We start from the raw sequence: 24,558 nt of genomic DNA, 5'->3' as shown, positions 1-24,558 counted from the left end.
AATCGTATGGATAAACAAGCAAAAATTTATGTGGCTGGACATCGCGGGCTTGTCGGTTCAGCCATTGTCCGTGCTCTGGAAAAAGAAGGATATACTAATCTATTGACAGTTACCAGGCAGGCGGTGGATTTACTTGAACAGCGGGCTGTAGCTGATTTCTTTGCCAGCGAGAAGCCGGATTATGTTTTTTTAGCTGCAGCAAAAGTCGGTGGTATTCTGGCTAACTCCACAGCTCCTGCCGATTTTATTTATGAAAACCTGATGATTGAAACCAATATAATTCATAATGCCTGGAGAAACAAAGTACAAAAGCTACTGTTTTTAGGCAGCTCTTGTATTTATCCTCAGATGGCTGAGCAGCCGATAAAAGAAGAGTCTTTACTGACTGGTCCATTAGAACCGACAAATGATGCCTATGCAATAGCGAAAATTGCGGGGATAAAATTATGTCAAGCTTATAATCAGCAGTATGACACCAAGTATATATCTGTAATGCCGACGAATCTTTATGGGCCTAATGATAATTTCAACTTACAAACATCTCATGTTCTTCCGGCGTTAATTCGCAAGTTTCATGAGGCTAAGGTCAGTCAAGCTCCTTTTGTTACTATATGGGGGACCGGTACCCCTGTGCGGGAATTTTTGTATGTCGATGATCTGGCAGACGCCTGTGTGTATCTTATGAATCATTATGAGGATAGTAAAATTATCAATATTGGTACTGGCGTAGGGATTACAATTCAGGAACTGGCAACTACTATTAAAGAAGTTACCGGCTATCAAGGCGACATATGCTTTGATCCTTCAAAACCGGATGGAACACCGGTCAAGATTAATGATGTGACATATATAAATAGTCTTGGCTGGACTGCCAAGACTAATTTGCATATAGGCATACAGGCAACGTATGAATGGTTTTGCCAGAATTACAAAAACGGAGTTTTAGTTTAATAGACAGGCTGACTTAAACTGAAAAAGAAATGTGACATAATATTTGAGCAAAAGTAAAGGAAGATAACTATGTATAAAATCGCAGTAGCAGGGACCGGCTATGTCGGCTTGGTTGCAGGCGTATGTTTTGCCGAAGTCGGTCATCAAGTAACCTGTGTTGATATTGATGAACATAAGGTTGAGATTATGAAGCGAGGGCTCTCCCCCATTTATGAGGCTGGGCTTGAAGAGTTGATGCAAAAAAACTATGCAGCCGGTAGATTGCACTACACCTGTGATTATGCTGCAGCCTATCGGGAGGCAGACGCAATCTTCATTGGTGTAGGAACGCCGGAGCAGCCGGACGGCTCTGCCGACCTTTCCTATATAGCTACAGTTGCAAGGCAGATTGCGGAGAATGTGGACAAAGACTGCCTGGTTGTAGTAAAATCGACAGTTCCTGTCGGAACTAATGATAAAGTAGAACAGTTTATTAGAGATTTCCTGGTTAATGACGTAAAAATAGAGGTGGCATCTAACCCTGAATTTTTGGCGCAAGGTACGGCTGTATATGATACCATGCAGGCAGCGAGAATTATTATAGGGACGGAGAGCAAATGGGCGGAAGCAATGCTTATGAAGATATATGAACCGTTCCAGCTACCGATTGTTTCGGTAAGCAGAAGATCGGCCGAGATGATTAAGTATGCTTCTAATGATTTTCTTGCACTCAAGATTTCTTATATGAATGACATCGCCAACCTTTGTGAGTTGGTGGGTGCCAATGTTCAGGATGTGGCTAAAGGCATGAGCTATGATGAGCGTATTGGCAATAAATTTCTTAATGCCGGTATTGGTTATGGCGGCTCTTGTTTTCCTAAGGACACCAAAGCGCTGGAGTATCTTGCCAGGCAGAATGGCTATGAGCTCAAGACAGTCAAAGCGGCTATTGATGTAAATACGGCTCAGAAGACTATATTATTTAAGAAAGCCAGCCAACGCCTTATTACCTTTAATGGTTTGAAGGTGGCTATTCTAGGACTTACCTTTAAGCCAGGGACTGATGACTTACGGGAAGCGCCGTCGCTTGAAAATGTGCCATTATTGTTATCGCAGGGGGCCGATATTTGGGCGTATGACCCTGTTGGCCTGGATAATTTCAAACAAAAATATCCTGAAGGAAAAAATGGCAGGGGAAGTATAAAGTACGTTGAGAATGTGGAGGACGCGCTTAGTGGTGCTAATGTCTGCTTTATATTTACCGAGTGGGGCGAAATAAAAGCTGTGAACCCTGAGGCATATAAGAAGTTAATGAGAACTCCTTTGGTGTATGATGGCCGAAACATCTATGAAACTGTAGCAATGAAAGCTGCGGGAGTAGAGTATCACTCAATTGGGAGAAAGTAAAATCTAAGAGTGGGGAGCTCAGGAAATGAAAGCAGATTATGAACCTTTGGATAGAGCTAAAACCTACCTCATTACCGGTGCAGCAGGGTTTATCGGATACTTCTTGGCTAAAAAACTGCTGGAACAAGGTTGCCGTGTGATTGGTATTGATAATATAAATGATTATTATGATGTTAAGCTTAAGTACGCTCGCTTAGAGCAACTTACTCCCTTTGAAAAGTTTATCTTCATCAAGGAAAATATTGCTGATAAGTCTGTAATTATGCAGACTTTTGCAGCGTACAAGCCCGATATTGTAGTCAATCTCGCAGCCCAGGCCGGTGTGCGTTATTCTATTGAGAACCCGGATGCTTATATGCAAAGCAATGTCATCGGGTTTTATAATATCCTTGAAGCTTGCAGGTTTAATCCGGTAAAGCACCTGGTCTATGCATCTTCGAGTTCTGTTTATGGTGCAAATAAGAAGGTGCCATTTTCTGAAGCTGATTTTGTGGACAATCCTGTGTCACTTTATGCGGCTACGAAAAAATCGAACGAGTTAATGGCATATACATACAGTCATCTTTATCAGATTCCGGCTACCGGGCTACGATTCTTCACCGTGTACGGTCCAATGGGGCGTCCTGATATGGCGTATTTTGGTTTTACGCAAAAATATTTTGCCGGTGAACCAATTAGGATATTCAATAATGGTGATCTGGCAAACGATCTTTATCGGGATTTTACCTATATTGATGATATTGTCGAAGGGATTGAACGGCTTTTGGCTAACCCTCCCAGTGGCGGTACTACTTCGCTGCACCGGGTTTTCAATATCGGCAACAATCGTCCTGAGAAGCTGATGGTATTTATTGCAACGCTGGAGAAATGTTTAAGCAAGGCTACAGGCAGAGAGATAGTCTTTGATAAGATATTTGAGCCTATTAAGCCAGGCGACGTGCCTGCTACCTACGCCTCTACCGACTTATTGCAGCAAGCTGTGGGATTTAAGCCGGAAACAACGATTGAAGACGGCTTACAGCAGTTTGTCGATTGGTACTGTAAGTATTATAATTTGGACAAAGGCTAAGGAGCAGGCTATAATCAGCGCTGCTCCTTAGTTTCTTCAGATCCACCTTCCTCTCCGTTTAAACACATACAATGGCTGGTTATGCCGAAACTGTTTATTTAAAACCACATCAATCATAAAACAAAGTATGGCAACATACGCCGCTAATTCTCCCAGTTCCTCAAAAAGCTCTATTTTTGCACCAAACAGACCGCTGCTATGGTGCTCGATTATATCGGCAGTTACCGCAGCGACTAGAAGGATGACAAAATCCAGGGCAGGGAGTATGCCTTGCTTAAGCCAAGGCACCAGTTCCCTGTGCAAGCCTTTGGCGAAGAAATACCCGAAAGCGGCAACGAGGATAATGGCAATGGTTGGGTAGACATAGGGCCCGAACCAGATATCTTTCAGACGCAGGAAGCCGCCGGTGCCGTTCGGATAAAAAACCCGGCCCCAGCTTAGCTCACGGGCGATGTTCAGCAGCCAGAGGATGCTTGTCCAGGCAAATAGCCGGCGGCGGGTTGGGGATAGACCGGTTTGAAACAGCGCGCTTATGGAGACCAGGGCTGCAACACCCAGCACGACGACTTGCAGCCATTCTATTGGCCCATTTTCATTGCCATACTCTGCCGGCAGCAGCCAGCCCAGGCTGATAGAAACCAGAAATACAGCTAAACAAAGACAAGACGCTGGTGTAACCCAGCGGAACCGATGTGTGTTCAAAATATTACCTCCAAGTAAATAGCGATAGGATAATAATTACATGATAACTCTTTCTGACAAGTCTGACAAGTGGATACCTTTTACTCATGGCAGCGGTGTTGTTTTAACAAGAATATGGTATAATAAGGCTATATTTTGCCATTTATTTCAGAAGCAAAAAGGAGACCAATTGTCGATGAAACTTATCATTCTTGCCGGCGGCGGTGGTACGCGCCTGTTTCCCTTATCCCGTACCTGCCTGCCTAAGCAGTTTTTAAAACTGGGTGACTCTGATTCACTCTTAACGCAAACAGTAAAGCGTTTTCTGCCTTTGCTCAAACCAGCTGACATTGTTGTCGTAACCAATAAGGAATATATTCACCATGTCAAGACCGAACTGGCGGCCTGTGGCGCAAGCGGTGCCCACATACTGCTTGAGCCTGTTGCCCGCAATACGGCACCGGCAATCGCGCTGGCGGCAAAGTTTTGCGAGGCTGAACTGGGGACTGCTGCCGGTGAGGTGTTATTCGTTACTCCGGCCGACCATATTATCCAGCCTGTCGATATTTTCATTAAAAATATACGGCAGGCCGTTGACCTGGCAGCGCAGGAAAAGGTGGTTACCCTGGGGATTAAACCGGATAAACCTGAGACAGGCTACGGTTATATTCAGACAGGCGGAGCTTTTGGCTTAGGCTATCGGGTAGATTCTTTCCGGGAAAAGCCAGATAAAGCGACGGCTGAGAGCTATCTTGCTGCAGGCAATTATTATTGGAACTCCGGGATGTTCGCCTTTACTGCAGGGTGCCTTATGGAGGAACTGTGTGAACATGCCCCGGAAATCTATCAACTGATGTCGGCACCGTTGCCGGAAGTCCTTGACCATTTTGCGGACATGCCTGGTATCTCGATTGACTATGCGGTAGCTGAAAAGTCGGCGCGGGTGGTTATGGCGCCGCTTACCGCTTACTGGAATGACATTGGTTCCTGGGACGCCATTTATGATGTGCTGGAAAAAGATCACTCCGGCAATGCACTCAAAGGCGATTGCCTGCCCATTGACTGCGCCAATACACTGATGCTGGGCAAGAGCCGACTGATTGCCGGCATTGGCCTGGAAGATGTGCTGGTGGTGGAAACCGATGATGTTATTGTTGTCGCCAAGCGCGGCGAGTCGCAGAAGGTCAAGGATGTGGTTACTGAATTGAGGGAGCGCGGACGGCGCGAAGTGGATGAGCATACCACCATGTACCGGCCTTGGGGCAGTTACACGGTACTGGGTGAAGGCATCGGCTACAAAATGAAAAAGATTGTTGTTATGCCTGGTCAGCAGCTCAGTCTGCAATTGCACTATCATCGCAGCGAACACTGGATTGTTATCGGTGGTACGGCCAAGGTTACCATCGGTGAGCAGGAGCAGATGGTGCATGTCAATGAAAGTGTATATATTCCGCCTTCTACTAAGCATCGCTTGGTGAATCCCGGCAGGCTGCCGCTGGAGATTATTGAGGTGCAAAACGGCAGTTATCTTGAGGAAGATGATATTGTACGGTTTGACGATGTGTACGGGCGGACATAATCGGATAAAAATAAATTAATATTCCTGACAGCTTCTGGCTGTACAGGAATATTTTTATTCAATGTAGTATATAACATATAGTTGGAATTATAAGGAGGCGTGAAGGATATGGAAATTAAACGTGATGCATTTAAAGCGTATGATATTCGGGGCAAGGTTCCGGAAGAGTTGAACGAAGAGATGGCATATCGCATTGGTCGCGCCTTTGTTGATATTTTTAAGGCTAAAAAGGTGGTTGTCGGCAATGATATCCGCTTGTCAGGGCCTGCGTTTAAAAGCGCCGTGATCAAAGGTCTTACGGAAGTTGGCTGTGATGTTGTGGATATTGGCATGTGCGGTACGGAGCAGATTTATTTTGCCACCGCTCATTTGAAACTGGATGGTGGCATTATGATTACGGCCAGCCATAATCCGAAAGACTACAATGGCATGAAGCTGGTGCGGTCAGAGTCCAGACCCATTAGCAGTGACAGCGGTCTTAAGGAAATCGAGGAACAGGTGGTTACCGGTGAGTTTGCTCCTGTCAGGGATATCACTCCCGGTACCGTCACGCATGTGAATATTATGCGGGACTATGTCGCCCATTTACTTACCTATGTGGACAGGACCGCCCTGGCACCGCTGAAGGTGGTGGTTAATGCCGGCAATGGCGCTGCCGGCGCGGTCATTGATGCGATGGAGTCTGAACTGCCGTTTACTTTTATCAAGGTAAATCACAACCCTGACGGCACGTTTCCCAATGGGGTGCCTAATCCTTTGCTGCTGGAAAACCGGGAGGCAACCGCTCAGGTTGTCCGTGAACACGGGGCCGATATTGGTATCGCCTGGGATGGGGATTTTGACCGGTGCTTCCTGTTTGATGAAAAAGGAGAATTTATTGAAGGCTATTATCTTGTCGGCTTTTTGGCCCAGGCTTTTCTCCGGCGCTATTCCGGGGCCAAGATTATCTATGACCCGCGTCTGACCTGGAATACCATCGAAATAGTGGAGAAGGCGGGCGGTGTGCCGGTGCTGTCCAAGAGCGGTCATGCGTTTATCAAAGAACGGATGCGCAAGGAAGATGCCGTGTATGGCGGGGAAATGTCGGCCCACCATTATTTTAAAGAGTTTTCTTATTGTGACAGTGGCATGATTCCCTGGCTGCTGGTGCTGGAGATTCTTTGCCGTGAAGGCAAGCCGTTATCAGAGCTTATGCGGGAAAGAGTGGCCTGCTATCCGGTTAGCGGCGAAATTAACAGCACGGTGGCCGATGCTAAGGCTGTCATCCAAAAGATTGAGGAAAAATATGCGCCAGGGGCACTGAAGCTGGACCGGGTCGACGGTCTGAGCATTGAGTATGAAAATTGGCGGTTCAATGTCCGGATGTCGAATACGGAGCCGGTATTGCGCCTGAATGTGGAATCCCGGTGCGATGTCAGGCTAATGGAAGAAAAGACGGCAGAATTGCTGTCGCTGATACATGCCTAGAAAGGATCAAATCCTATGCCAAAAAATCATAAAACAATAAAGAAGGCCATTATTCCGGCGGCTGGCCTTGGGACCCGGTTTTTGCCGGCCACCAAGGCGCAGCCGAAGGAGATGCTGCCGATTGTGGATAAACCGGCTATTCAGTTTATTATTGAAGAAGCCATTCAGTCGGGAATTGAGGAAATTCTCATTATCACCGGGCGAAATAAGCGGGCCATTGAGGATCATTTTGACCGGGCAGTTGAGCTGGAGCTTACCTTAAAAGCACAGGGTAAATATGACCTGCTGGGCCTGGTGGAAGAGTTGTCAGAGGTAACGCTCCACTATATACGGCAAAAGGAAGCCAAGGGGCTGGGGCATGCCGTGTTATGTGCCAAGCAATTTGTCGGCAATGAACCGTTTGCCGTGCTGCTGGGTGATGATATTATCGATGCCAATGTACCTTGTTTGCGGCAGTTGATAGATGCCTATGAGGATTTCGGGGGCAGTATTCTTGGCGTACAGGAAGTGCCCAGGGAAAAGGTGTCAAGCTATGGCATTGTAGAGCCTGAGCCGGTGAAAGATAATGTTTGGCGGGCGGTTGATTTAGTGGAAAAGCCGTCAGTGGAGGAAGCGCCTTCCCGGCTTGCCGTGCTGGGCCGTTATATTATTGAGCCGGAGATTTTTTATCTATTGGAAGATACGCCGCCAGGCCGGGGTGGTGAGATACAACTGACAGATGCGTTGCGCCGGCTGGCTGCTTTTAAACCGGTGTATGCCTATAATTTTGAGGGGCGGCGCTATGATATCGGCGATAAGCAGGGGTATCTTGAGGCCACCGTGGAGTATGCCCTGAAGCGTCCTGATCTTAGGGATAAGTTTCTGCGGTATTTGCTGAGGACTGTGGGGCCGCTGGGGACAGACTATGCTGCGACGGAGGCGGAGATGGAAGACTGAGAGCTAAGTGAACAAGGTGAAGCAGGAGGGATGATTGTGGAAAGAACACATCTGGTTTTATCGTCAGGCTTTACTTTTGATTATACGAATCTTTACGGTCAGGGTCTGGTGACGCAGACCGATGTGGCTGCTATCGGCGAACGCCTTATGGCGGCTCATCAGGCCATGGAACATATGCGTTCTACCGGCGAAATACGCGGTCATTTATCCAAAGACGGTGCACCGGAGAAGGTGCTGTTCAGCCAGCTGCCTTATGTGCAGGCAGACCATCTGAATAGTCCGGCCTCTATTGCCAGGCTTAAGGAGTTCGGACAATCGCTGAGAAACAAGGTGGATGCGGTCGTCTCTTTTGGCATCGGCGGGTCTTATCTGGGCAACAAGGTACTGTTTGATGTTCACTGCGGCGAGTTCTGGAATAGCAGGGGGGCTGAAGAACGGCAAGGATATCCCCGGCTGTACTTCAGCGGCAATAATATTGATCCGCGCCGGACGGTGGAGCTTATTGAGCAGATTAAGTATGAGGCCAGGCTCAAGGCGGTGCACGCCGGGCCGCACGACGGGGCTTACCGTGCCCAGCTTGTCGTTATCTCGAAATCCGGTTCCACCCTTGATACTATGTCTACCTTTATGGCAGTCTATGATGCGCTGCGCCGGGAAACGCCGGCCGTCGAGGTGCAGGTGGTGGCTGTTACCGACCTGGCGGAGGGGGCCGGTGAAACCCTGCTGCACAAGCTGGCCGCAGAGCAGGGGTGGCCGATGTTCTCTGTGCCTGACGGTGTGGGCGGACGGTTCAGTATTTTTTCAGAAGTGGGGCTGGTTACGGCTGCCTGTATCGGCTTTGATATTGATGCCTTTCTAGCCGGGGCACGGGCAATGGACGAAGCCTGCAGGCAGGAGGATATCTGGCGCAATCCGGCTATGCTTAATGCGGCGCTTAAGTATCTGGCTGCCGAAAAGTATGGGCAGGATATTGAGGTATTTATGCCCTACGCCGATAATCTTAAGTCTGTTGCCGAATGGTATGTGCAGCTTCTGGCCGAATCGCTGGGCAAGCGGACCGACCGTGCGGGCCGTGAAGTATTCTATGGCCGGACGCCTATCGTGGCTGTAGGCACAACCGATATGCATGCGCAAACACAACAGCATCAGGATGGCAGGAAAGATAAAGTGGTGCAGTTTGTCAAAGTAGCTGCCTGGGAGAATGACCCGGTGATACCGGATGTTTTCCCGTCGGCCGGCAAGTTGTCCGAGATTTCCGGCTTGCGGCTCAGTCAGGCGCTTGACGCCGCCCGGGAGGCCAATGCTGCTGCCCTCCGGAGTGACGGCCGGTTTAATGCTACGTTTGTGCTGCCTGAAATGACGGCATATCATTTGGGTGAATTGCTGTACCTGTTAGCGTTATCGGTGGCTTATGAAGGTGAACTGGCTGATGTGGATGCTTTTGACCAGCCTGGAGTTGAGGCGTATAAACGCCTGCTAGGGCCTATGCTTAAACAACATTCTCCCTGAAAGAAGTAAATGCAGCTAATCCACTTAGTGTTGTACCCAGTAGGAGGTGGCATTTTTGCCAATCAGAATTGTAATTGCCGACGATCATGCGCTGCTTAGACAAGGAATTAAAAATGTACTGTCTTTGGAACCGGACCTTGAGGTGGTAGGCGAAGCGGCTGACGGTGATGAGGCTATCAGCAAGGTGGAGAGTCTTGCACCGGATATCCTGTTGCTTGATGTTAATATGCCCCGGATGACCGGATTGGAAGTGACAAAACGGTTGAAAAAAACCGCCAAGTCACCGGTAAAAGTAATTATTCTCACGATTCATGATGATGAAAGCTATGTAATTGAAGTTATTAAATCAGGGGCGGTTGGTTATCTCTTAAAAGATATTGAGCCAGGCATGCTGGTCAAGGCCATCCGGATGGTACATGAGGGTCATTCCTTTATTTATCCAACGCTGGCCACGCAATTATTTGGCGAACTTTCCCGCCAGGACGAGAAACGTAACGGGGCTCTGGTCATGCTGGAACGCCCCAAGGAAGAACGTCTGACCTACCGTGAAGTGGAAGTGCTGCAATTGATCGGACAGGGAATGAATAATCAGGAAATAGCCCAGACGTTATATTTAAGCGAAAAGACAGTCAAGAACCATTTGACCAATATTTTTCGCAAGATTAATGTCGTTGACCGGACACAGGCGGTATTGTACGCCATTAAGCATAAGATTGTGATCTTAGAGTAAATGATAACATTTTAACCCTATGGTGCATACACTATCCTATCCCAAAGCAAAGGGGGTAGGATAGTTTGTTTTTGTCCTATTCGGTAAGTGTCATTATGGTATCGCTGGCACTATATGGTTTGTGGCATCTTATCAGAGATATCCGGAACTGGGTGACTACCTTTGCCTTTGTACGTTTGCCCGGAGCCAGCCTGGTTATTTTGGTGCGTAATCTGGAATATGAAGTCGAGGATTTGATACGGTATTTGGCAAATGAAATGGCAGATGGCGGACAGGAATGCGACGCTGTTGTGGTAGATTGTGGCTCTGACGACCTGACACCCATTATTTTATCGCGGCTGGCAGTGGAAATACCGGCGCTGACGGTGGTAAGCACTGAGCGGGCGGCGCGCCCGGTAACTGAGGTCTTGCCGCTTTGCCGGGGAGCGGTAGTACATGTGCTTGATTTGACCAGCAGGCTGCAGATTGAACAATTTACGGCAGTTGTGGCGTCACTGCTGCGGCAAAACCACCGGGAAGTGGTAATTCGAGGGAAAGCAGAAGGCTGAATGAGAGCAGGGGAGACAGGGTACCGGAACACTTTATTGGTCACTACGAGGCAGGGTAGTCCCAGGGTGCTCGCTGCCCTGCTTTATATTTATGATTTCATGGAAGACATCTACCAGCTTGACTGCCAGGGAAAAAAGCTCAGGGGTGTAGCCGGGAAAGGATTCCTGAAAAGCACCTGCAGGCAGTGGCAGCTGCAGGGTGGAGGCGGTGCTGGCAGCCAGGCGCGCCAGTGCCAGTTGGCGGTTGACGGTAGCTGTTGTCCAGATAACCGGGATTTCAGTCTTGCCGGACAGTCTGATGGTTGTCTGGTAAGGCGTATTTGGGTTGGCACAGACGGCAGTAATGGCATGAAAATTGACATAGCCGGTGGTGCTGTCGCCGGTTACCCGGGGCTTACGGACTTTAACCGGCACCAGGACAAGGCCGGGTGCCAGTGGCAGCGGCTCCAGGTTTTTCCGTTCAGTGTCCGCCCGGGTTCTGGCTCTCAGCGCTGCTAGGTCGACGGCCCGGCTTCTGGCCAGCCGTCCAATAACGGCGCGAACCCGGCAGGCAAGGGTTGTGCTGCTGCCGTCACAGGCAATGATGGTAGTATTGTCGCCTGCGGCGTTATAACAGGGTATAATGGCGGCAATCCGCGCAGGTGCAGGCAGAGGGTTAGTCATAATAAAATACCTCCTGTAACTCACGAACATATGTTCTGTAATTAATACTATATTAACAGAAAAGTAATTTATTAACAAGTGCCATTCCGGGAAAGGCCGGGGAGAAGCCGCCCTCTTGTGTATTTACCGGTGAATCGGTACAATAGTAGGAGGCAGACAGGGAGGTAAGACATGAGCTTATTGGAAGTTAGCGGCCTGAGCAAGGCCTATGGTATACAAAATATTTTTAGCGATATCCAGTTTCAAATCAGGCGTGGGGAAAAGGTGGGTTTGATTGGACCTAACGGTGTGGGCAAAACAACCCTGGTACGCTGTTTACTGGGATTTGAGAAGCCTGACAGCGGGCATGTGGCGTTAACACCGGGCGAGCGGATCGGGTATGTGGAACAGGACACCGGCCTGGGTAACAATACACTGTATGATGAACTGGTGGGAGCTTATGGTGATGTGCTGGGGTGGCAGCAGGATATGCGCCGCCTGGAGGCCGATATTGCTGTAACAAAAGATCCGGACAAGCTTGACAAGCTGATGAAGGACTATGCGCAGGTTGTTGAACGGTTTGAACGGGGCGGCGGATATGAATATGAAAATACTGTGCGGCGGGTGGCGTTTGGCCTGGGATTTGCCGCCGAGGACCTGATGCGCCAGACCCATGAGTTTTCCGGTGGGCAAAAAACACGGATCTGCCTGGCGCGGGCGCTGATCCGGCAGCCGGATTTCCTGTTTTTGGACGAACCAACTAACCACTTGGATTTGGGCATGGTTGAGTGGCTGGAGGAATTTTTGCTAAGCTATTCCGGCGCTGTGCTGGTGATTTCGCATGACCGTTATTTTCTCGATAAAGTGGCTGAACGAATCCTGGCCATTGAGAGCGGCGGTATTGCCGATTATAGCGGTAATTACAGTGAGTATTTAGAGAAGAAGGCGGAAAAGCTGGCAGCCCAGGAAAAGGCTTATGGCAAGCAGCAGGCCTTGATTGCCAAAACCGAGGCCTATATTGACCGTTACCGGGCAGGCATCAAGTCAAAGCAGGCACGCGGGCGGCAAAGTCAGCTCAACCGGCTGGCACGTCTGGCCCGTCCGGGAGATGTGACTGGCTTTGACTTTTTCGCCTTTAATCCACCGGCTGAATGTGCGGACCGTGTTGCCGAACTGGGAGAAACGGTGGCAGGCTATGGGGATAAGACGGTGCTTGCCGGCGTGTCGCTGTTAATCCGCCGCGGTGACGGGGTGGCTCTGGTCGGGCCGAACGGCGCAGGCAAGACCACTTTGTTAAAGCTGCTCACCGGTGAGCTGGAACCAACCGGTGGCAGGGTCAAGCTGGGCAGCCGGGTGCGGCTGGGATATTTTGCCCAGGAGCATGAGACGCTGACTGACACGAATCGTGTGTTGGATGAGATTATGCGTGAATTTGCTTTTAGTGAAGAGCGAACACGCCATTATCTTGGCGCCTTTTTGTTTCGCGGTGATGATGTGTACAAGCTGGTGGGCGATCTCTCCGGCGGTGAAAAGGCGCGGCTGGCGTTATTGAAACTTATGCTGGCAGGGGCTAACTTCCTCATACTGGACGAGCCGACCAACCATTTGGATATTGCGGCGCGGGAAGCTGTGGAAGAGGCCATTATGAATTTTCCCGGTACTTTTTTGACGGTGTCGCATGACCGGTATTTTCTTGATAAGGTGGCTAACCGTATTGTCGAGCTTGAGGGCGGACAACTGACCGAGTATGCCGGCAACTATAGTTACTATCGTGATAAAAAGGCGGCAACAGAAAAGGAGGCTGCGCAGGCGGCCAGCCAGTCTGTTGCCAGGGAAAAGAAACAGAACGGCGGGAAGCAGGAACGCCCGGTGCAAGCCGACACCGGCAAAGGCAACAGCTGGCGCAAACCGGATACGGCGAAACAGACTAAAAAGCTGGAAGAAGAGATTGCTTTGCTGGAGCATGAGTTAGCAGCCCTGGAAGCCAGGCTGAATGACCCGTCCAGTCATGCTGACGCTGCGCTGAGCCGGGAACTGTCTGACGAATATGCGGTCAGGCAGGCTGAGCTTGATGAAAAGTATATCGCCTGGGTGGAGCTTACCGGGGAGTAGGCTGAAATAAAACGATTAAAATAAAACTTTTAAAATTAGTATAAATCGGTTATAATGAACATAGATACTAAATGAACGCCCCTGTTCCAGCAGGGACGTTCGGAGAATAGGGAGGCTAATTATTGAGCTGCTCAATAATCCAACAGATTATTAAAGCAAACTCGCTTGAGACTGTCAGGCTGAACCATCTAGTCTTTAAGCGCATAGCACTCACCTCCTTATTCAGTTTAGGACGGGGCTCTATTCCCGTCCTAATTTCATTATAAGGGAAAATCGGTAAAAATCCAGCACTAAAATTATGATTTTTCTGATAATACCATAACAACTAATTCTTTGCGCATAAAGCGTCCTTCGTGGACGCTTTATGCAGCAAGCCGTCCTGGCTCGGGTATTGACCTGAGCCAGGACGGCTTTTGTTTTTTCCTCACCGGCCATGCTACTCTGTAGCCAGCGCTAATATAAGAGGGACCGGTTCCTCGCCAACAGGTGAGGATAATGAATATAGAACAGTTGGTTATACAGGCCCAGGCCGGGAATGAGGGCGGAGAGGCTTTTGCGGAAGTTTGCCGGCGGTTTGCCGGCTTGGTGAAAAAGTATGCCAATCAGCCGCATGTGGCTGGAATTAAAGAAGAGGCTGCCGCCGAAGGGTGGCTGGCAGTGGCGGCGGCGGTACGAACCTATGATCCGGCCGCCGGGGTCCGGTTTGCCGGCTATGTTGAGAGCCGGGTCAGGTATGCGGTATGGAATTTGTTCAAACGCGAACGGCGGCGCTGGCAGCAGGAACTGTTTCTGACCGGCGGTGCGGAGGAGGAAGCCAAAGAAAGGCCGGGTTTACTGGACACTCTGGCAGCAGCCGACAATGTGGAGGCCGAGGCAGAGGCCAATTTTTCTGTCATAGCTGTCCGGGAAGCGTTAGCCTTGCTGCCGGCTAAACAGCAGACAGCCGTAGCCAGGACGTTACTGGGAGAAGCGCGGCTGGCAGATATAGCGGCAGAGCTTGGAATTACGCCCCAGGCGGTCTATAGTCTGAGGCAGCGCGGCTTAGCCCGCTTAAAAAAGGAATTGGCGAAAAATCTTTTGTTACCCATTTAAAACCAAACATGACCGGAATGTATGAGAGCATAAGGAGGTGAGCAGCATGGCAGTAGTAAAAATGCCGCAAAGCGGCAAACTGGTGCTCAAGGTGCAGACCGGTGTAAACGCTTCCGGCAATCCGGTTTACCGGAACCGGACATTCGCTAATGTCAATCCAGGCGCGACCGACAGCGATTTGTTTGCAGTGGCCGAAGGGGTGGCAGGTCTGCAGGAGCACACCCTGGCAGACATTGTCCGCCAGGACCTGAACAATCTCGTAAACCAGTAACAGGGGGGCAAGCTTCCCCCGCAGTACTGTAAGAAAGGAGGAGTAACCTATGACTAAGACGCTGCAAATGGTGTTTCTCAACAGTGCCGGCAAAGAGACGGTTATCAGTGTGGCCGACCCCAAAGATGACCTGACATTGGCTCAGGTGCAGGCTGTGATGCAGGACATCATCGACAAAAATATTTTTGTCGTCAAAGGCAACACCTTGGCCGGGCAGGTAGAAGCCCGCATCAGCAACCGGGAAACTGTGGCACTGGTGTAAGACTCTGAACAACATAGCAATGCCCTGTTTACCGGTATTCGGTAAACAGGGCATTCGTTTGTGCCTATTGCCTGCGGTGGTGAAAATCTTATCTTATGGTTTAAGATAAAGTGCAGCAATACTATACACAATGGAAGACAAAAGTACCAATTGGAAGACAAGACCGGCAATGCGGGACGGGCGCTTAATGGCGCGATTTTGAAAGTAATGGTAGGTGTACATGTTTTCTTTCATCGTTCTGCCTCACAATTTGTAAATCGTTGTTGCAAATGCAATATCTATGTATATAGTACTTTGTCTGTGACGAAAATCCTTCCTTTTCAGTGAAAAAATATGCAGGACTTTTCTCAAGGGGTGCGAATTAAGAAAAAGGAACTTATGTTTGGATGTACTAAGCAGTGGGAGTTATAACCGTGGATAATAATCTAGAAGGTATTGTAGAGAATATAACATTTCAGGCAGCCGATGGCAGCTTTACGGTATTTCGCCTTAAGCCGGGCAATGAAACGGCAACCGTGGCCGTAACCGGCAGTTTTCCTCCGCCGCTTGTCGGTGAACAAGTGAAGCTGACCGGAGAATGGGTGGAGCATGCCCGTTACGGACGGCAGTTCAAAGCCGCAGCCTGCCGGCGTATTCAGCCAACCTCCGAGCAGGGCATAGAGCGGTTTCTGGCATCAGGGGCCGTCAAAGGCGTTGGCCCGGCTATGGCTGCCCGGCTGATCAAGCATTTTGGCGTGCGGACGCTGGAGATTATTGAACTTTACCCCCACCGCTTAGCCGAAGTAGAGGGGATCGGCAGCAAGAAGCTGGAACAAATCCGCCAGTCCTATGCCGAGCAGGCCGAGCTGAAGGAAGTTATGCTATTTTTAGAAATGCATGGTGTCACCAGCGCCTACGCTGTCCGAATTTTTGCCTGTTACGGCTCAGACTCGGTTGCCGTGCTTCAGACAGACCCCTATAGAATGGCGGAAGAGGTAAAAGGTATTGGCTTTCGTATTGCCGACCAGATTGCCGGCGCCTTAGGCTTTGACCGGGACCATCCTTCACGGCTGGCGGCAGGAGTGCAGTTTGCGCTGCTCATGACCGGGCAGGCCGGTCACTGCTGCGTGCCGGAGGAGGTACTTACCGAAGAAACGGCCAAACTCCTCAATATTGAGCAAACCGAGATCGCCGCCGTTGTCAGACAGCAAATTGAGCGCGGGAAGTTGTATACCGAGGATTTCCATGGTGTGACCCTGATATACCCGCGTTATCTCTACCGGGCCGAAAAGCTGGTGACAGACCGCCTGCTCCTGCTCAAGGAGAAAGCCAAGCCCCTGGAGGGCATTGACCCGGAGGCGTTGGTGGACCAGTGGGAGGCAGCTGCCGGAGTTACCCTGGCAGCGGCGCAGCGCCAGGCACTGGCGGCCGCTATGACCCATGGGGTGCTGGTATTAACCGGTGGACCGGGAACAGGGAAGACGACGACCGTTAAAGGCATTTTAGCGCTGCTGGAACAGCAGGGATTAAAAATCGTATTAGGCGCACCCACCGGCCGGGCTGCCAAACGGCTGGCCGAGACCAGCGGGCGCGGGGCTATGACCATCCACCGCTTGCTCGAAGCTGGGGGTGGGGCCGATGATGAGCCGATATTTGCCCGGGATGAGCTAAACCCGCTGGATGCGGATGCCGTAATTGTCGATGAGACCTCCATGATGGATATGCTTTTAACCAGTTATTTTCTGCAGGCTGTACCGGACGGCTGCCGGGTGGTGCTGGTGGGTGATGTTGATCAGCTGCCGGCGGTTGGACCAGGCTCGGTACTCAAGGATATCATCCGGTCGGGCGCCATCCCGGTGGTGCGGCTCACTGAAGTCTTCCGCCAGGCAGGCGAAAGCATGATCGTGCTCAACGCCCACCGGATTAACCGGGCACGTTTGCCTGAATTCGGCAGTAATGATTTTCAGTTTCGCGAAATGCCTGACAGTGAGTCGGCCGCCAAGGCCATTGTCGAGCTCTGCCAAACCGAGCTGACTCAGGAAGGCTTTGATAGCTGGCGCGATGTTCAGGTGCTTTCCCCCATGCACCGCCAGCCCTGCGGGGTCGAGAATCTGAACCGGCTGCTGCAGGCGGCGCTCAATCCGCCTAAGGACGGCAAGGACTACATCCAGAGTGTCAACCAGGTGCTGCGGGAAGGCGATAAAGTCATGCAGGTTCGCAACAATTATACCAAACGGGTTTTTAACGGCGATATTGGCTACATCCTGGCCATTGCCGATGGCAAGGTGCTTGTCCGCTATCCGGAAGATGATGTAGTGTACGACAAAGGCGAACATGATGAGCTAACCCTGGCCTATGCCATGAGTGTTCACAAGAGTCAGGGCAGCGAGTATCCGGTTGTCGTCATGCCGCTTACGCCGGGCCATCATATTATGCTGCAGCGCAATCTCTTATACACCGCCGTTACCCGGGCCAAAGAGCGGGTCATATTGCTGGGCACCAAGGCAGCGCTTAACACCGCGGTCATGAGTGACCGGACCCGCCGCCGCTATTCGCTGCTGGCCGAACGCCTCCAGGGTGAAGCCTTATGCTAACCGATTGGCTGGAAGCTCTGCTCGAATTGATTTTCCCCAGGCGCTGTCCGTCCTGCCGGCAATGGGCCGGCAGCAGCTACGGCTGGTGCCAGGTGTGTCTTGATAAGATCGTTACCATCAGGCAGGTTTCACTGGCTATACATAAGCTGCAGTGGCTGGATGCCTGCCTGACGGTGACCGACTATAGCGGTCAGGTGCAGCGCCTGATCCGTGACATGAAATTTCGCCGCATCACCCGCCAGGCTACTAAGCTGGGATACCTGCTGGACTATGGCGTAACGGCAGAGCGATACCGCGGTATTGATGCAGTAGTGCCTGTGCCGCTCCACTTCGGCCGTCTCAAAGAGCGCGGCTTCAACCAGACCGCCCTTATTTTCAAACCCTGGGCACTAAGGCGAAACCTGGCCTGGGTCGAGGCACTTGCCCGTACAACTCCTACCCTGCCCCAATGGGAGCTTCGCCTAAAAGAACGCCGCAAAAACATAAAAGGCGCGTTTACCGTAACGCGCCCTAAATTAGTAGCGGGGAAAAGTATCCTGTTGGTTGATGATATCTTCACAAGCGGACTGACTATGGATGAATGTGCAAAAGCGCTCAAAAAATCCGGGGCGCTGGCGGTTACGGGACTGGCACTGGCCAGCGGGGCGCGGTGACTTATCCCAGCGCGTCAATAAACGCCCGGACAACCTCCGGATCAAAGGCCATACCGGACAGGCTTAAGAGCTCGCGGACCGCTTCGCCCTTGGTCTTAACCCAATGCTGTGTGCACGGGTTAATAAACCGGTCATAGTGATTGGCTACCGCGATAATGCGTGCACCGAGCGGGATGTTTACGCCTTTTAGCCGCTTAGGATAGCCTGTGCCGTCAAAACGTTCATGGTGAAAACGGATATAGGGAATAAGCTCCTGGCAGGAAGGGATATTTTCCAACATGCAACTGCCGGCATTGCAATGATTTTTATACACACTCATCTCACGGGTCGACAAATAAGGCACTTTGGCCAGCACCTGATTGGGCACGGTAATCTGCCCCACATCATGTAACAATGCGGCCAAACGGATGCGCTCAATTTCTTCCCGCGGAAGCCTCATTTTTGCGGCAACACTGACCGCATAATTGGCTACCTGATGGCTGTGCAAAAATAGTTTGGCATTCTTTAATTGAATAAGCTGCATAAAATTGGCAATTATGCCATTGACTGTTTCAGTATCAGTGGCATAAATTTCGGGGTCCTGCATCAGCGTTAGCATATACACGACAAACTGCCTTTCCTTGGAGATCAGCATCAATAGTCACTATCTTGTCTGATTTCCATAATTTAAACAACGAAAAATACGATATAAGCACGTATTTTTCAAACCAAAGGGTAAAAAACCGTAAAATAAGCAATAAAGTAATTAGCCAAAAACCGTCATAATCCTGCTTGGTTTTATAAAAAAATGTCCAATATCTTAGAAATGAGTCTAAAGGCCTAGGCTATAGCATGAAAATGCTATATAATAACGATAACGAGAAAAAGGGGGGCCAACTCATGGGACTTGCGAATTGTTCGGAATGTGGCAAGGTTTATGTCGAAAATGCAGCAAGGGTTTGTCCGGAATGTTACCGCAGGCAAGAAGATGATGCAGAAAAGGTAGTAGAGTATCTGCGCGATATAGACAAAGCTACTCTCGAAGAAATCCACCAAGCCACCGGCGTGAAACACAAGATTATATTGCGCCTGCTGCGCAGTGGCCGCATCATGGGCAGTGCGATTTCTTATCCCTGTGAAACCTGTGGAACCTTGATTGACGAGGGACGCTTGTGCGATAAATGCAGTAAAAATATCCTGGATCAGATACATACGGACGACCAGCACGAAAAGCATGAACCGCAAAATTCACAGCGCCAGCGTTCGCGGATGTATGGAAAAGTCTTGGGAGATAAATAACGTTGATATCTTGAGTAAAACAGTGAAACAAAGCGATATAGCTTAATAATTCATTCTAATTGCTTGTGGCGGGGATTAATAACCCCGCCATTTTTGACGATAATAAAATAAGAATTCCTGAGTTGTGAGGTGCTCGTATGAATATAAAAAATATCCAAAATATTGCCAAAGTCTATGGTGAACAAACCAAAGTGTCCAAAGGCGCTAAGAGCCAGGGCGTAAGTCCGACTCAGCGTCCGGATGAAGTCATTTTGTCCAGTCATGCTCAGGAAGTAAGCCAGCATCTCCGGGCGATAAAAAACATGCCTGAAGTCCGGGAGGCCAAAGTGCAGGAATTCTCGGATAAGATAGCTACAGGTCAGTATAAGGTCGACTCGCGGGAGCTTGCCGAAAGAATCATTGCCTATTCGAAAAATGAGCGCGTGTTTTAGTCGAATAAAAAGGAGGCTGTTTAATTCGTGACAGCTGTGTGGGATAAACTTATACTTCTTTTAACCCAGAATCTTCAAATCTACCAGGCGTTGCTGCGACTGAGTCAGAAAAAACGCGAAGTTCTGGTAGCGGTCAACCCGCAGGACCTTGAGCAACTGACCAAACAGGAGGAAATGCTCATCATTGAAGCCGGCAAATTGGAGAAACTGCGCCAAACGCTGACCGGCGAGCTTGCGGCGGCTCTGGGACTGCCTCCCGGCCAGACGGCCCTGGCAGTGCTTATTGAGCAGGCCGAAGTGGAAACTGCCGCTAAACTGAGAGCCATCAGCGAGACTTTTACCGAAGTGACTGCCGAACTGGTAGAACTCAATGCGGTTAATGAAAAACTGATTAAACAATCCCTGGATTATATTAACTATAACATCAATATCCTAAGCCAAAGCACAGCCGAGCCCACCTATGCGCCCAAAGGGCAGCCGGATACCGGCAGGGCGGGTAAGTCCATGTTTGATGCCAAGGCATAGGAAAACGAGAGACACATAATGGAGGAATTATATGCGCTCAACATTTAGCGGTCTGAATACTGTGGTACTAGGGCTTAACGCTCAGAAGATGTCCCTTGACACCGTTGGGCATAACATCGCCAATGCCAATACCCCTGGTTATTCCCGGCAGCGAGTCAACCTTGTCACCTCAGCCCCGCAAGCCGTCTATACCGGTATTGGCAAGGTGCAGATCGGCACCGGTGTTCTCACCGAGTCGATTGTACGAATCCGGAACAGCTTTATCGATCAGCAGATGTGGAAAGAGACTTCCACGCTGGGCTATGGTCAGACTATATTAGATACCCTGGGGCAGGTGGAAGGCGTATTCCAGGAGCCTACTGAAACCGGCATGCAAACCGTGCTTGATAAATTTTGGAAGGCGTGGAATACTTTATCGACCAACGGGTCGGATAATGGTGCCAGAACCGCCTTGCGCGAACGGGGCGTTGAAGTGGTGGATGCCATTCAGCAAGCCAATACGCAACTAAGAAGCATGGTAGGCGATATCAATACCGTTATTGGTATCCGGGTGGACACAATTAATCAAATCACCGAAGAGATGTTGTCCTTAAACAAGCAGATTGTCCGCGTCGAAATGGGCGGCAGCGCACATGCCAATGACTTGCGTGACCGGCGGGATTATCTTGTGGACCAGTTATCGCAGATTATCAACGTCCGGGTAACGGAAGACAAGGCAGGAAACTATACGGTGCAATCCTCCGGCCTGGTATTGGTGGACGGTTATGCCAACAATAAACTGAAAGCCGAATCACGCAAGGATCCGGATTATGGCTATGAAGTGGTCGATGTTAAAGATGCGGCAACCAGCACCGTCATTAACTTTACCGGCGGTGAACTTAAAGGGCTGATCGATTCCCGAGATAAGACGTCGGCAGATTCGGCAGGCGATGCCCGCGACAGCGATATCAGCGTCAAAGCGTATCTGAACAAGTTGTCCACGATGAGTCAGTTTCTGCTGCAGGAATTTAACGCCGTACACCGGGACGGTTACGGCATAAACAATGACCCTAATGATAACACCGGCTATAACTTCTTTGGCGCAGCAGGCAATGGTGCTGCAACCGACTACAATAACTCCAACAACTATGACGCGCTGTTTGGTCCCGGCTATGATAGTGTTGACCATCCGGGTGTACCCAGGGCGCAGCTCTGGATTGACGCACTGACAATGAATGCCGATCTGTTTAATCCAGCTGACGGACTGAGCCGGATTGCTGCTAAGACCATGGTGGGAAGCCTTGATATTACGCAAGGCAATCCTGCGGGCGGTAAAGCGGTTATTGGCGGGAATTATACCGGCAGTGCTGTTACTCCCAGCTATGAAGTACGGATTGACGGCCGTGATCCCGTTACCGGGGCTGTCACTCAAATAAGCTATCAGATTAAAGATACAGACGGAACAATATTGGGCAACGGTACTTTGAGTGCCGACCCCAATCAGGTGGCAGAACCCAAACAGTTCGTTCTGGGCGATGGCATTACCATCCGGATTAATTCTGACAGCGATAATGCTGTTGGTGATACATATACTTTCACCATCCCCAAAGAGCCACAGGGCAATGCCGCCGGCGATAATGCAATCAATTTAGGTAATCGCTTAAAAGTAGATGTTTCTTCCCTGCTGGGCGGTTCCTCGCTGGATACCTTTTACGGTTCGATGATCGGTGCTCTGGGCGTTCAAACGCAAAATGCCGAACGCCTTACCGAGAATCAGTTAACTCTGGTCAACCAGATCAATAACTGGCGCCAATCGGTATCCGGCGTTAACATGGATGAAGAAATAAGTGATATGATTCGCTTCCAAAAAGGCTATAATGCGGCCGCCAGGGTACTGACCACCATGGATGAAATGCTTGACAAACTTATTAACGGCACAGGCGTTGTCGGAAGGTAGGGAACTAACATATGCGAGTAAGCACTAACATGCTGTCCTTCAATTTCATGATTAGCTTAAATAAAAACCTCGGACGTCAAAACAAAATTCAGCAGCAGCTTTCCGATGGCAAAGCCCTGCACCGCCCGTCCGATGATCCTGTTAAAACCATCAGGAGCCTCAGGTTTAATATTAACCTCAAGGAAAATGAACAATATACCCAGCATGTCAAAGACTCTATTTCCTGGATGGAAACAACCGATGGCGCCATGAGTGATCTGAGCTCGCTGACTATTAGGGCCAAAGAACTGGTTGTTAAATCCGTATCGGTCAACCCTGATATGGCGCTGGATGCTATTGCCAATGAGCTTGACGGCATTATCAACCAGATGATTGAAATCGGCAACACCAAGATCGGTGATCGCTATGTTTTTGCCGGACAGAACGATAAAATTCAGCCTTTTCAGCGGCGTATGGTGACAGCCGCTGACGGAACACAGACAGAAGCTGTTGTGTATTCCGGTGATACCAACAAAATATCCATGCGTATTCAACCAGGTGTTGTTACCCCCTCGCAGGACAGCGTAAATCTTACCGGAGAAGATGTTTTCGGTTTTCATACGATTACGGAGAATGGCAAAGAAATACAAACCGCCCAGGTGCTGAACGATCTTATCAGAGTTAAAGAAGCCTTGAAAGGCCAGACCTCGGCAAAAAGCAATCCGTCAGGCGGGGATATTAGCCAAACCTCTGCTGATGCGCATAATGCATTTACTTTGAGAATTGAAGAAGTGGATGGGGCCGGTCTGCCAACAAAAGTGTCCTATTCTATTGACGGGGGCGTTACCTGGGAGAGCAGCGGCGGTATTCCTCCTAATCCTAAAATCGCAATTGACGGAACGGGCAAGGTCACCATAACCGATACAGATGGTTTGGGGACAGCAACTGTTGAGTATCAATTGACTGCAGCTGCTGCCAACAAAACCGGTGACACCTACACTCTCCCGCATACTGCTTCAGACCGGGATTTGCAGTGGCTCTCCAAATCAGGCCTATACCTGGTAGATAATGCCCACAGCCATATCCTTCAGGCCCAGACCGAAATGGGAGCCCGGATGTCCATGTACATCCAAGCCCAGGCGTTGCTGGAAAAAAACAATGTTGTTATTACCGAGGATGTATCGGCTAATGAGGATCTTGACATTGCCAAAGCCATTATTGATTTCAAAACCAGTGAAAGCATTTATCGCGCCGCTTTGTCGGTCGGTGCCAAGCTTATGCCGCCGTCGCTTGTTGATTTTATGAGCTAAATTGCTGCCGCCAGCGGGCATAGTATGACCGAATCTATCACAGGGAGCGATTTATATGCTTACCCTTAACATTTCTACCCAGCCTGCCAAAACAAGCATAACGACAACCCGCGCCGATATGGGGTTGACTACCACCCGGCCGCAGCTTCGTATCGACACCGAACCGGCAACTGTCGAAATCAGTCAGCCAAAAGGTGAGCTGGAAATTGACTGGGAAGCTTTTCGCGCTTCGTACGGTAAGAAAACCAACATACGGCTGGCGCGGGATAATGCCGATTTAGGCCGCCAGACGGCTTTTGATACCATTGCCCGTATAGCACAGGAAGGGGATCGCCTGATGAACGCCGAAGTATCCGGTGAAGACCCTATACCGGCCATGGCGGCAGAGGCTAACACCCAGCTCCCACCGGAGGTTACCTGGGCTCGCCTGGAACCGCCGGTCATTCGCTACACAGCTCACCAGCCCATTTTTAAGCCAACGCCCGGGCGTCTTACCATTGACGTAATTCCAGGCAAGGTCAACATGGACTTCCGGCCGGCGACCGTCGATATCCGGATGGTTCAATACCCCAGCATCAAAATGTGGGTGACAGATAACTCGGTAGATATTAGCGCGTAGTAAAAATAAGGATTGTTAC

The 24,558-nt window shown here is 49.9% G+C and carries 25 protein-coding genes; 21 read left to right on the top strand and 4 right to left on the bottom strand.

The features are described 5' to 3' along the window. The first annotated feature begins 6 nt into the window (after nucleotides 1-6). The 3 genes from fcl (at nucleotide 7) to SPSPH_RS16295 (ending at nucleotide 3,406) form a co-directional block, all read left to right on the top strand. On the top strand, nucleotides 7-951 hold the full coding sequence (fcl, locus tag SPSPH_RS16305; RefSeq protein WP_075757188.1) for a GDP-L-fucose synthase: 945 nt from the start codon (nucleotides 7-9) through the stop codon (nucleotides 949-951). A gap of 69 nt (nucleotides 952-1,020) precedes the next feature. Beyond that, nucleotides 1,021-2,337, top strand: a complete 1,317-nt coding sequence (locus SPSPH_RS16300; protein WP_075757189.1) for a UDP-glucose dehydrogenase family protein — start codon at nucleotides 1,021-1,023, stop codon at nucleotides 2,335-2,337. A gap of 25 nt (nucleotides 2,338-2,362) precedes the next feature. Beyond that, complete coding sequence (locus SPSPH_RS16295; RefSeq protein ID WP_075757190.1) at nucleotides 2,363-3,406, top strand: GDP-mannose 4,6-dehydratase; 1,044 nt, start codon at nucleotides 2,363-2,365, stop codon at nucleotides 3,404-3,406. 36 nt (nucleotides 3,407-3,442) lie between these two features. Here the strand turns inward: SPSPH_RS16295 and SPSPH_RS16290 are convergent, their stop codons facing one another. Further along, entirely contained in the window at nucleotides 3,443-4,108 is a 666-nt protein-coding gene (locus SPSPH_RS16290) for a hypothetical protein (RefSeq protein WP_075757191.1), read from the bottom strand. A gap of 175 nt (nucleotides 4,109-4,283) precedes the next feature. Between SPSPH_RS16290 and SPSPH_RS16285 the strand changes: the two genes are divergently transcribed. From SPSPH_RS16285 to SPSPH_RS16260, 6 genes are all read left to right on the top strand, one after another. Next, the gene (locus SPSPH_RS16285) at nucleotides 4,284-5,666 is read left to right on the top strand and encodes a mannose-1-phosphate guanylyltransferase/mannose-6-phosphate isomerase (protein WP_075757192.1); all 1,383 of its coding nucleotides are present in this window, start codon (nucleotides 4,284-4,286) and stop codon (nucleotides 5,664-5,666) included. Nucleotides 5,667-5,774: 108 nt separating this feature from the next. Beyond that, complete coding sequence (locus tag SPSPH_RS16280) at nucleotides 5,775-7,133, top strand: phosphomannomutase (protein ID WP_075757193.1); 1,359 nt, start codon at nucleotides 5,775-5,777, stop codon at nucleotides 7,131-7,133. A gap of 15 nt (nucleotides 7,134-7,148) precedes the next feature. Next, nucleotides 7,149-8,069 (top strand): UTP--glucose-1-phosphate uridylyltransferase GalU, encoded by a 921-nt coding sequence (gene galU / locus SPSPH_RS16275; protein ID WP_075757194.1) that lies wholly within the window; start codon nucleotides 7,149-7,151, stop codon nucleotides 8,067-8,069. 36 nt (nucleotides 8,070-8,105) lie between these two features. Further along, a complete protein-coding gene (locus tag SPSPH_RS16270; RefSeq protein WP_422396912.1) occupies nucleotides 8,106-9,578 on the top strand; it encodes a glucose-6-phosphate isomerase in 1,473 nt (490 codons plus the stop codon). A 55-nt stretch (nucleotides 9,579-9,633) separates the two neighbouring features. Next, on the top strand, nucleotides 9,634-10,308 hold the full coding sequence (locus SPSPH_RS16265) for a response regulator (protein ID WP_075757196.1): 675 nt from the start codon (nucleotides 9,634-9,636) through the stop codon (nucleotides 10,306-10,308). Between the two features lie 65 nt (nucleotides 10,309-10,373). Further along, nucleotides 10,374-10,856: a hypothetical protein gene (locus SPSPH_RS16260; protein ID WP_075757197.1), complete on the top strand. Its 483-nt coding sequence runs from the start codon at nucleotides 10,374-10,376 to the stop codon at nucleotides 10,854-10,856. 33 nt (nucleotides 10,857-10,889) lie between these two features. Here the strand turns inward: SPSPH_RS16260 and SPSPH_RS16255 are convergent, their stop codons facing one another. Then, nucleotides 10,890-11,519 (bottom strand): hypothetical protein, encoded by a 630-nt coding sequence (locus SPSPH_RS16255; protein ID WP_075757198.1) that lies wholly within the window; start codon nucleotides 11,517-11,519, stop codon nucleotides 10,890-10,892. A gap of 171 nt (nucleotides 11,520-11,690) precedes the next feature. On the opposite strand from SPSPH_RS16255, the gene SPSPH_RS16250 reads away from it, so the two are divergent. The 4 genes from SPSPH_RS16250 to SPSPH_RS16235 all read left to right on the top strand — a co-directional run bounded on the left by SPSPH_RS16250 (nucleotide 11,691) and on the right by SPSPH_RS16235 (nucleotide 15,235). Beyond that, entirely contained in the window at nucleotides 11,691-13,610 is a 1,920-nt protein-coding gene (locus SPSPH_RS16250) for an ABC-F family ATP-binding cassette domain-containing protein (protein WP_075757199.1), read from the top strand. Nucleotides 13,611-14,105: 495 nt separating this feature from the next. Then, complete coding sequence (locus SPSPH_RS16245) at nucleotides 14,106-14,702, top strand: RNA polymerase sigma factor (protein ID WP_075757200.1); 597 nt, start codon at nucleotides 14,106-14,108, stop codon at nucleotides 14,700-14,702. A gap of 46 nt (nucleotides 14,703-14,748) precedes the next feature. After that, a complete protein-coding gene (locus tag SPSPH_RS16240; RefSeq protein ID WP_075757201.1) occupies nucleotides 14,749-14,973 on the top strand; it encodes a DUF1659 domain-containing protein in 225 nt (74 codons plus the stop codon). Nucleotides 14,974-15,022: 49 nt separating this feature from the next. Continuing rightward, complete coding sequence (locus SPSPH_RS16235; RefSeq protein WP_075757202.1) at nucleotides 15,023-15,235, top strand: DUF2922 domain-containing protein; 213 nt, start codon at nucleotides 15,023-15,025, stop codon at nucleotides 15,233-15,235. Nucleotides 15,236-15,328: 93 nt separating this feature from the next. Here the strand turns inward: SPSPH_RS16235 and SPSPH_RS16230 are convergent, their stop codons facing one another. After that, nucleotides 15,329-15,469: a hypothetical protein gene (locus SPSPH_RS16230; protein ID WP_158027104.1), complete on the bottom strand. Its 141-nt coding sequence runs from the start codon at nucleotides 15,467-15,469 to the stop codon at nucleotides 15,329-15,331. Between the two features lie 179 nt (nucleotides 15,470-15,648). On the opposite strand from SPSPH_RS16230, the gene SPSPH_RS16225 reads away from it, so the two are divergent. Continuing rightward, the gene (locus SPSPH_RS16225) at nucleotides 15,649-17,808 is read left to right on the top strand and encodes an ATP-dependent RecD-like DNA helicase (RefSeq protein WP_075757203.1); all 2,160 of its coding nucleotides are present in this window, start codon (nucleotides 15,649-15,651) and stop codon (nucleotides 17,806-17,808) included. After that, a complete protein-coding gene (locus SPSPH_RS16220; protein WP_075757204.1) occupies nucleotides 17,802-18,461 on the top strand; it encodes a ComF family protein in 660 nt (219 codons plus the stop codon). The genes SPSPH_RS16225 and SPSPH_RS16220 overlap by 7 nt, the downstream gene beginning before the upstream one ends. Before the next feature lies 1 nt (nucleotide 18,462). Here the strand turns inward: SPSPH_RS16220 and SPSPH_RS16215 are convergent, their stop codons facing one another. Continuing rightward, a complete protein-coding gene (locus tag SPSPH_RS16215) occupies nucleotides 18,463-19,095 on the bottom strand; it encodes an HD-GYP domain-containing protein (RefSeq protein WP_223226300.1) in 633 nt (210 codons plus the stop codon). 245 nt (nucleotides 19,096-19,340) lie between these two features. Between SPSPH_RS16215 and SPSPH_RS16210 the strand changes: the two genes are divergently transcribed. The 6 genes from SPSPH_RS16210 to SPSPH_RS16185 all read left to right on the top strand — a co-directional run bounded on the left by SPSPH_RS16210 (nucleotide 19,341) and on the right by SPSPH_RS16185 (nucleotide 24,539). Continuing rightward, nucleotides 19,341-19,739 carry a flagellar protein gene (locus tag SPSPH_RS16210; RefSeq protein WP_075757205.1) on the top strand — a complete coding sequence of 133 codons (399 nt, stop codon included), beginning with the start codon at nucleotides 19,341-19,343 and terminating at the stop codon, nucleotides 19,737-19,739. A gap of 137 nt (nucleotides 19,740-19,876) precedes the next feature. After that, entirely contained in the window at nucleotides 19,877-20,170 is a 294-nt protein-coding gene (flgM, locus tag SPSPH_RS16205) for a flagellar biosynthesis anti-sigma factor FlgM (RefSeq protein WP_075757206.1), read from the top strand. 27 nt (nucleotides 20,171-20,197) lie between these two features. Beyond that, on the top strand, nucleotides 20,198-20,695 hold the full coding sequence (locus SPSPH_RS16200; RefSeq protein WP_075757207.1) for a flagellar protein FlgN: 498 nt from the start codon (nucleotides 20,198-20,200) through the stop codon (nucleotides 20,693-20,695). Nucleotides 20,696-20,726: 31 nt separating this feature from the next. Next, nucleotides 20,727-22,631 carry a flagellar hook-associated protein FlgK gene (gene flgK / locus SPSPH_RS16195; RefSeq protein ID WP_075757208.1) on the top strand — a complete coding sequence of 635 codons (1,905 nt, stop codon included), beginning with the start codon at nucleotides 20,727-20,729 and terminating at the stop codon, nucleotides 22,629-22,631. 11 nt (nucleotides 22,632-22,642) lie between these two features. Further along, nucleotides 22,643-23,920 carry a flagellar hook-associated protein FlgL gene (gene flgL / locus SPSPH_RS16190; protein WP_075757209.1) on the top strand — a complete coding sequence of 426 codons (1,278 nt, stop codon included), beginning with the start codon at nucleotides 22,643-22,645 and terminating at the stop codon, nucleotides 23,918-23,920. Nucleotides 23,921-23,975: 55 nt separating this feature from the next. Next, entirely contained in the window at nucleotides 23,976-24,539 is a 564-nt protein-coding gene (locus tag SPSPH_RS16185) for a DUF6470 family protein (protein ID WP_075757210.1), read from the top strand. The last annotated feature ends 19 nt before the right edge of the window (nucleotides 24,540-24,558 follow it).

It is taken from the genome of Sporomusa sphaeroides DSM 2875 (genome assembly GCF_001941975.2).
GTDB lineage: Bacteria > Bacillota > Negativicutes > Sporomusales > Sporomusaceae > Sporomusa > Sporomusa sphaeroides.
Note: the sequence above shows the minus strand (reverse complement) of the source record. Positions and strands in the feature narration are given on the sequence as shown.

Coding starts and splice junctions, on each gene's coding strand:
- SPSPH_RS16185 (WP_075757210.1), top strand. CDS start 23,976: ATGCTTACCCTTAACATTTCTACCCAGCCTGCCAAAACAAGCATAACG.
- flgL (WP_075757209.1), top strand. CDS start 22,643: ATGCGAGTAAGCACTAACATGCTGTCCTTCAATTTCATGATTAGCTTA.
- SPSPH_RS16255 (WP_075757198.1), bottom strand. CDS start 11,519: ATGACTAACCCTCTGCCTGCACCTGCGCGGATTGCCGCCATTATACCC.
- SPSPH_RS16285 (WP_075757192.1), top strand. CDS start 4,284: ATGAAACTTATCATTCTTGCCGGCGGCGGTGGTACGCGCCTGTTTCCC.
- SPSPH_RS16250 (WP_075757199.1), top strand. CDS start 11,691: ATGAGCTTATTGGAAGTTAGCGGCCTGAGCAAGGCCTATGGTATACAA.
- SPSPH_RS16230 (WP_158027104.1), bottom strand. CDS start 15,469: ATGAAAGAAAACATGTACACCTACCATTACTTTCAAAATCGCGCCATT.
- SPSPH_RS16215 (WP_223226300.1), bottom strand. CDS start 19,095: ATGCTGATCTCCAAGGAAAGGCAGTTTGTCGTGTATATGCTAACGCTG.
- SPSPH_RS16300 (WP_075757189.1), top strand. CDS start 1,021: ATGTATAAAATCGCAGTAGCAGGGACCGGCTATGTCGGCTTGGTTGCA.
- fcl (WP_075757188.1), top strand. CDS start 7: ATGGATAAACAAGCAAAAATTTATGTGGCTGGACATCGCGGGCTTGTC.
- SPSPH_RS16210 (WP_075757205.1), top strand. CDS start 19,341: ATGGGACTTGCGAATTGTTCGGAATGTGGCAAGGTTTATGTCGAAAAT.
- SPSPH_RS16240 (WP_075757201.1), top strand. CDS start 14,749: ATGGCAGTAGTAAAAATGCCGCAAAGCGGCAAACTGGTGCTCAAGGTG.
- SPSPH_RS16295 (WP_075757190.1), top strand. CDS start 2,363: ATGAAAGCAGATTATGAACCTTTGGATAGAGCTAAAACCTACCTCATT.
- SPSPH_RS16220 (WP_075757204.1), top strand. CDS start 17,802: ATGCTAACCGATTGGCTGGAAGCTCTGCTCGAATTGATTTTCCCCAGG.
- SPSPH_RS16235 (WP_075757202.1), top strand. CDS start 15,023: ATGACTAAGACGCTGCAAATGGTGTTTCTCAACAGTGCCGGCAAAGAG.
- galU (WP_075757194.1), top strand. CDS start 7,149: ATGCCAAAAAATCATAAAACAATAAAGAAGGCCATTATTCCGGCGGCT.
- SPSPH_RS16280 (WP_075757193.1), top strand. CDS start 5,775: ATGGAAATTAAACGTGATGCATTTAAAGCGTATGATATTCGGGGCAAG.
- flgK (WP_075757208.1), top strand. CDS start 20,727: ATGCGCTCAACATTTAGCGGTCTGAATACTGTGGTACTAGGGCTTAAC.
- SPSPH_RS16245 (WP_075757200.1), top strand. CDS start 14,106: ATGAATATAGAACAGTTGGTTATACAGGCCCAGGCCGGGAATGAGGGC.
- flgM (WP_075757206.1), top strand. CDS start 19,877: ATGAATATAAAAAATATCCAAAATATTGCCAAAGTCTATGGTGAACAA.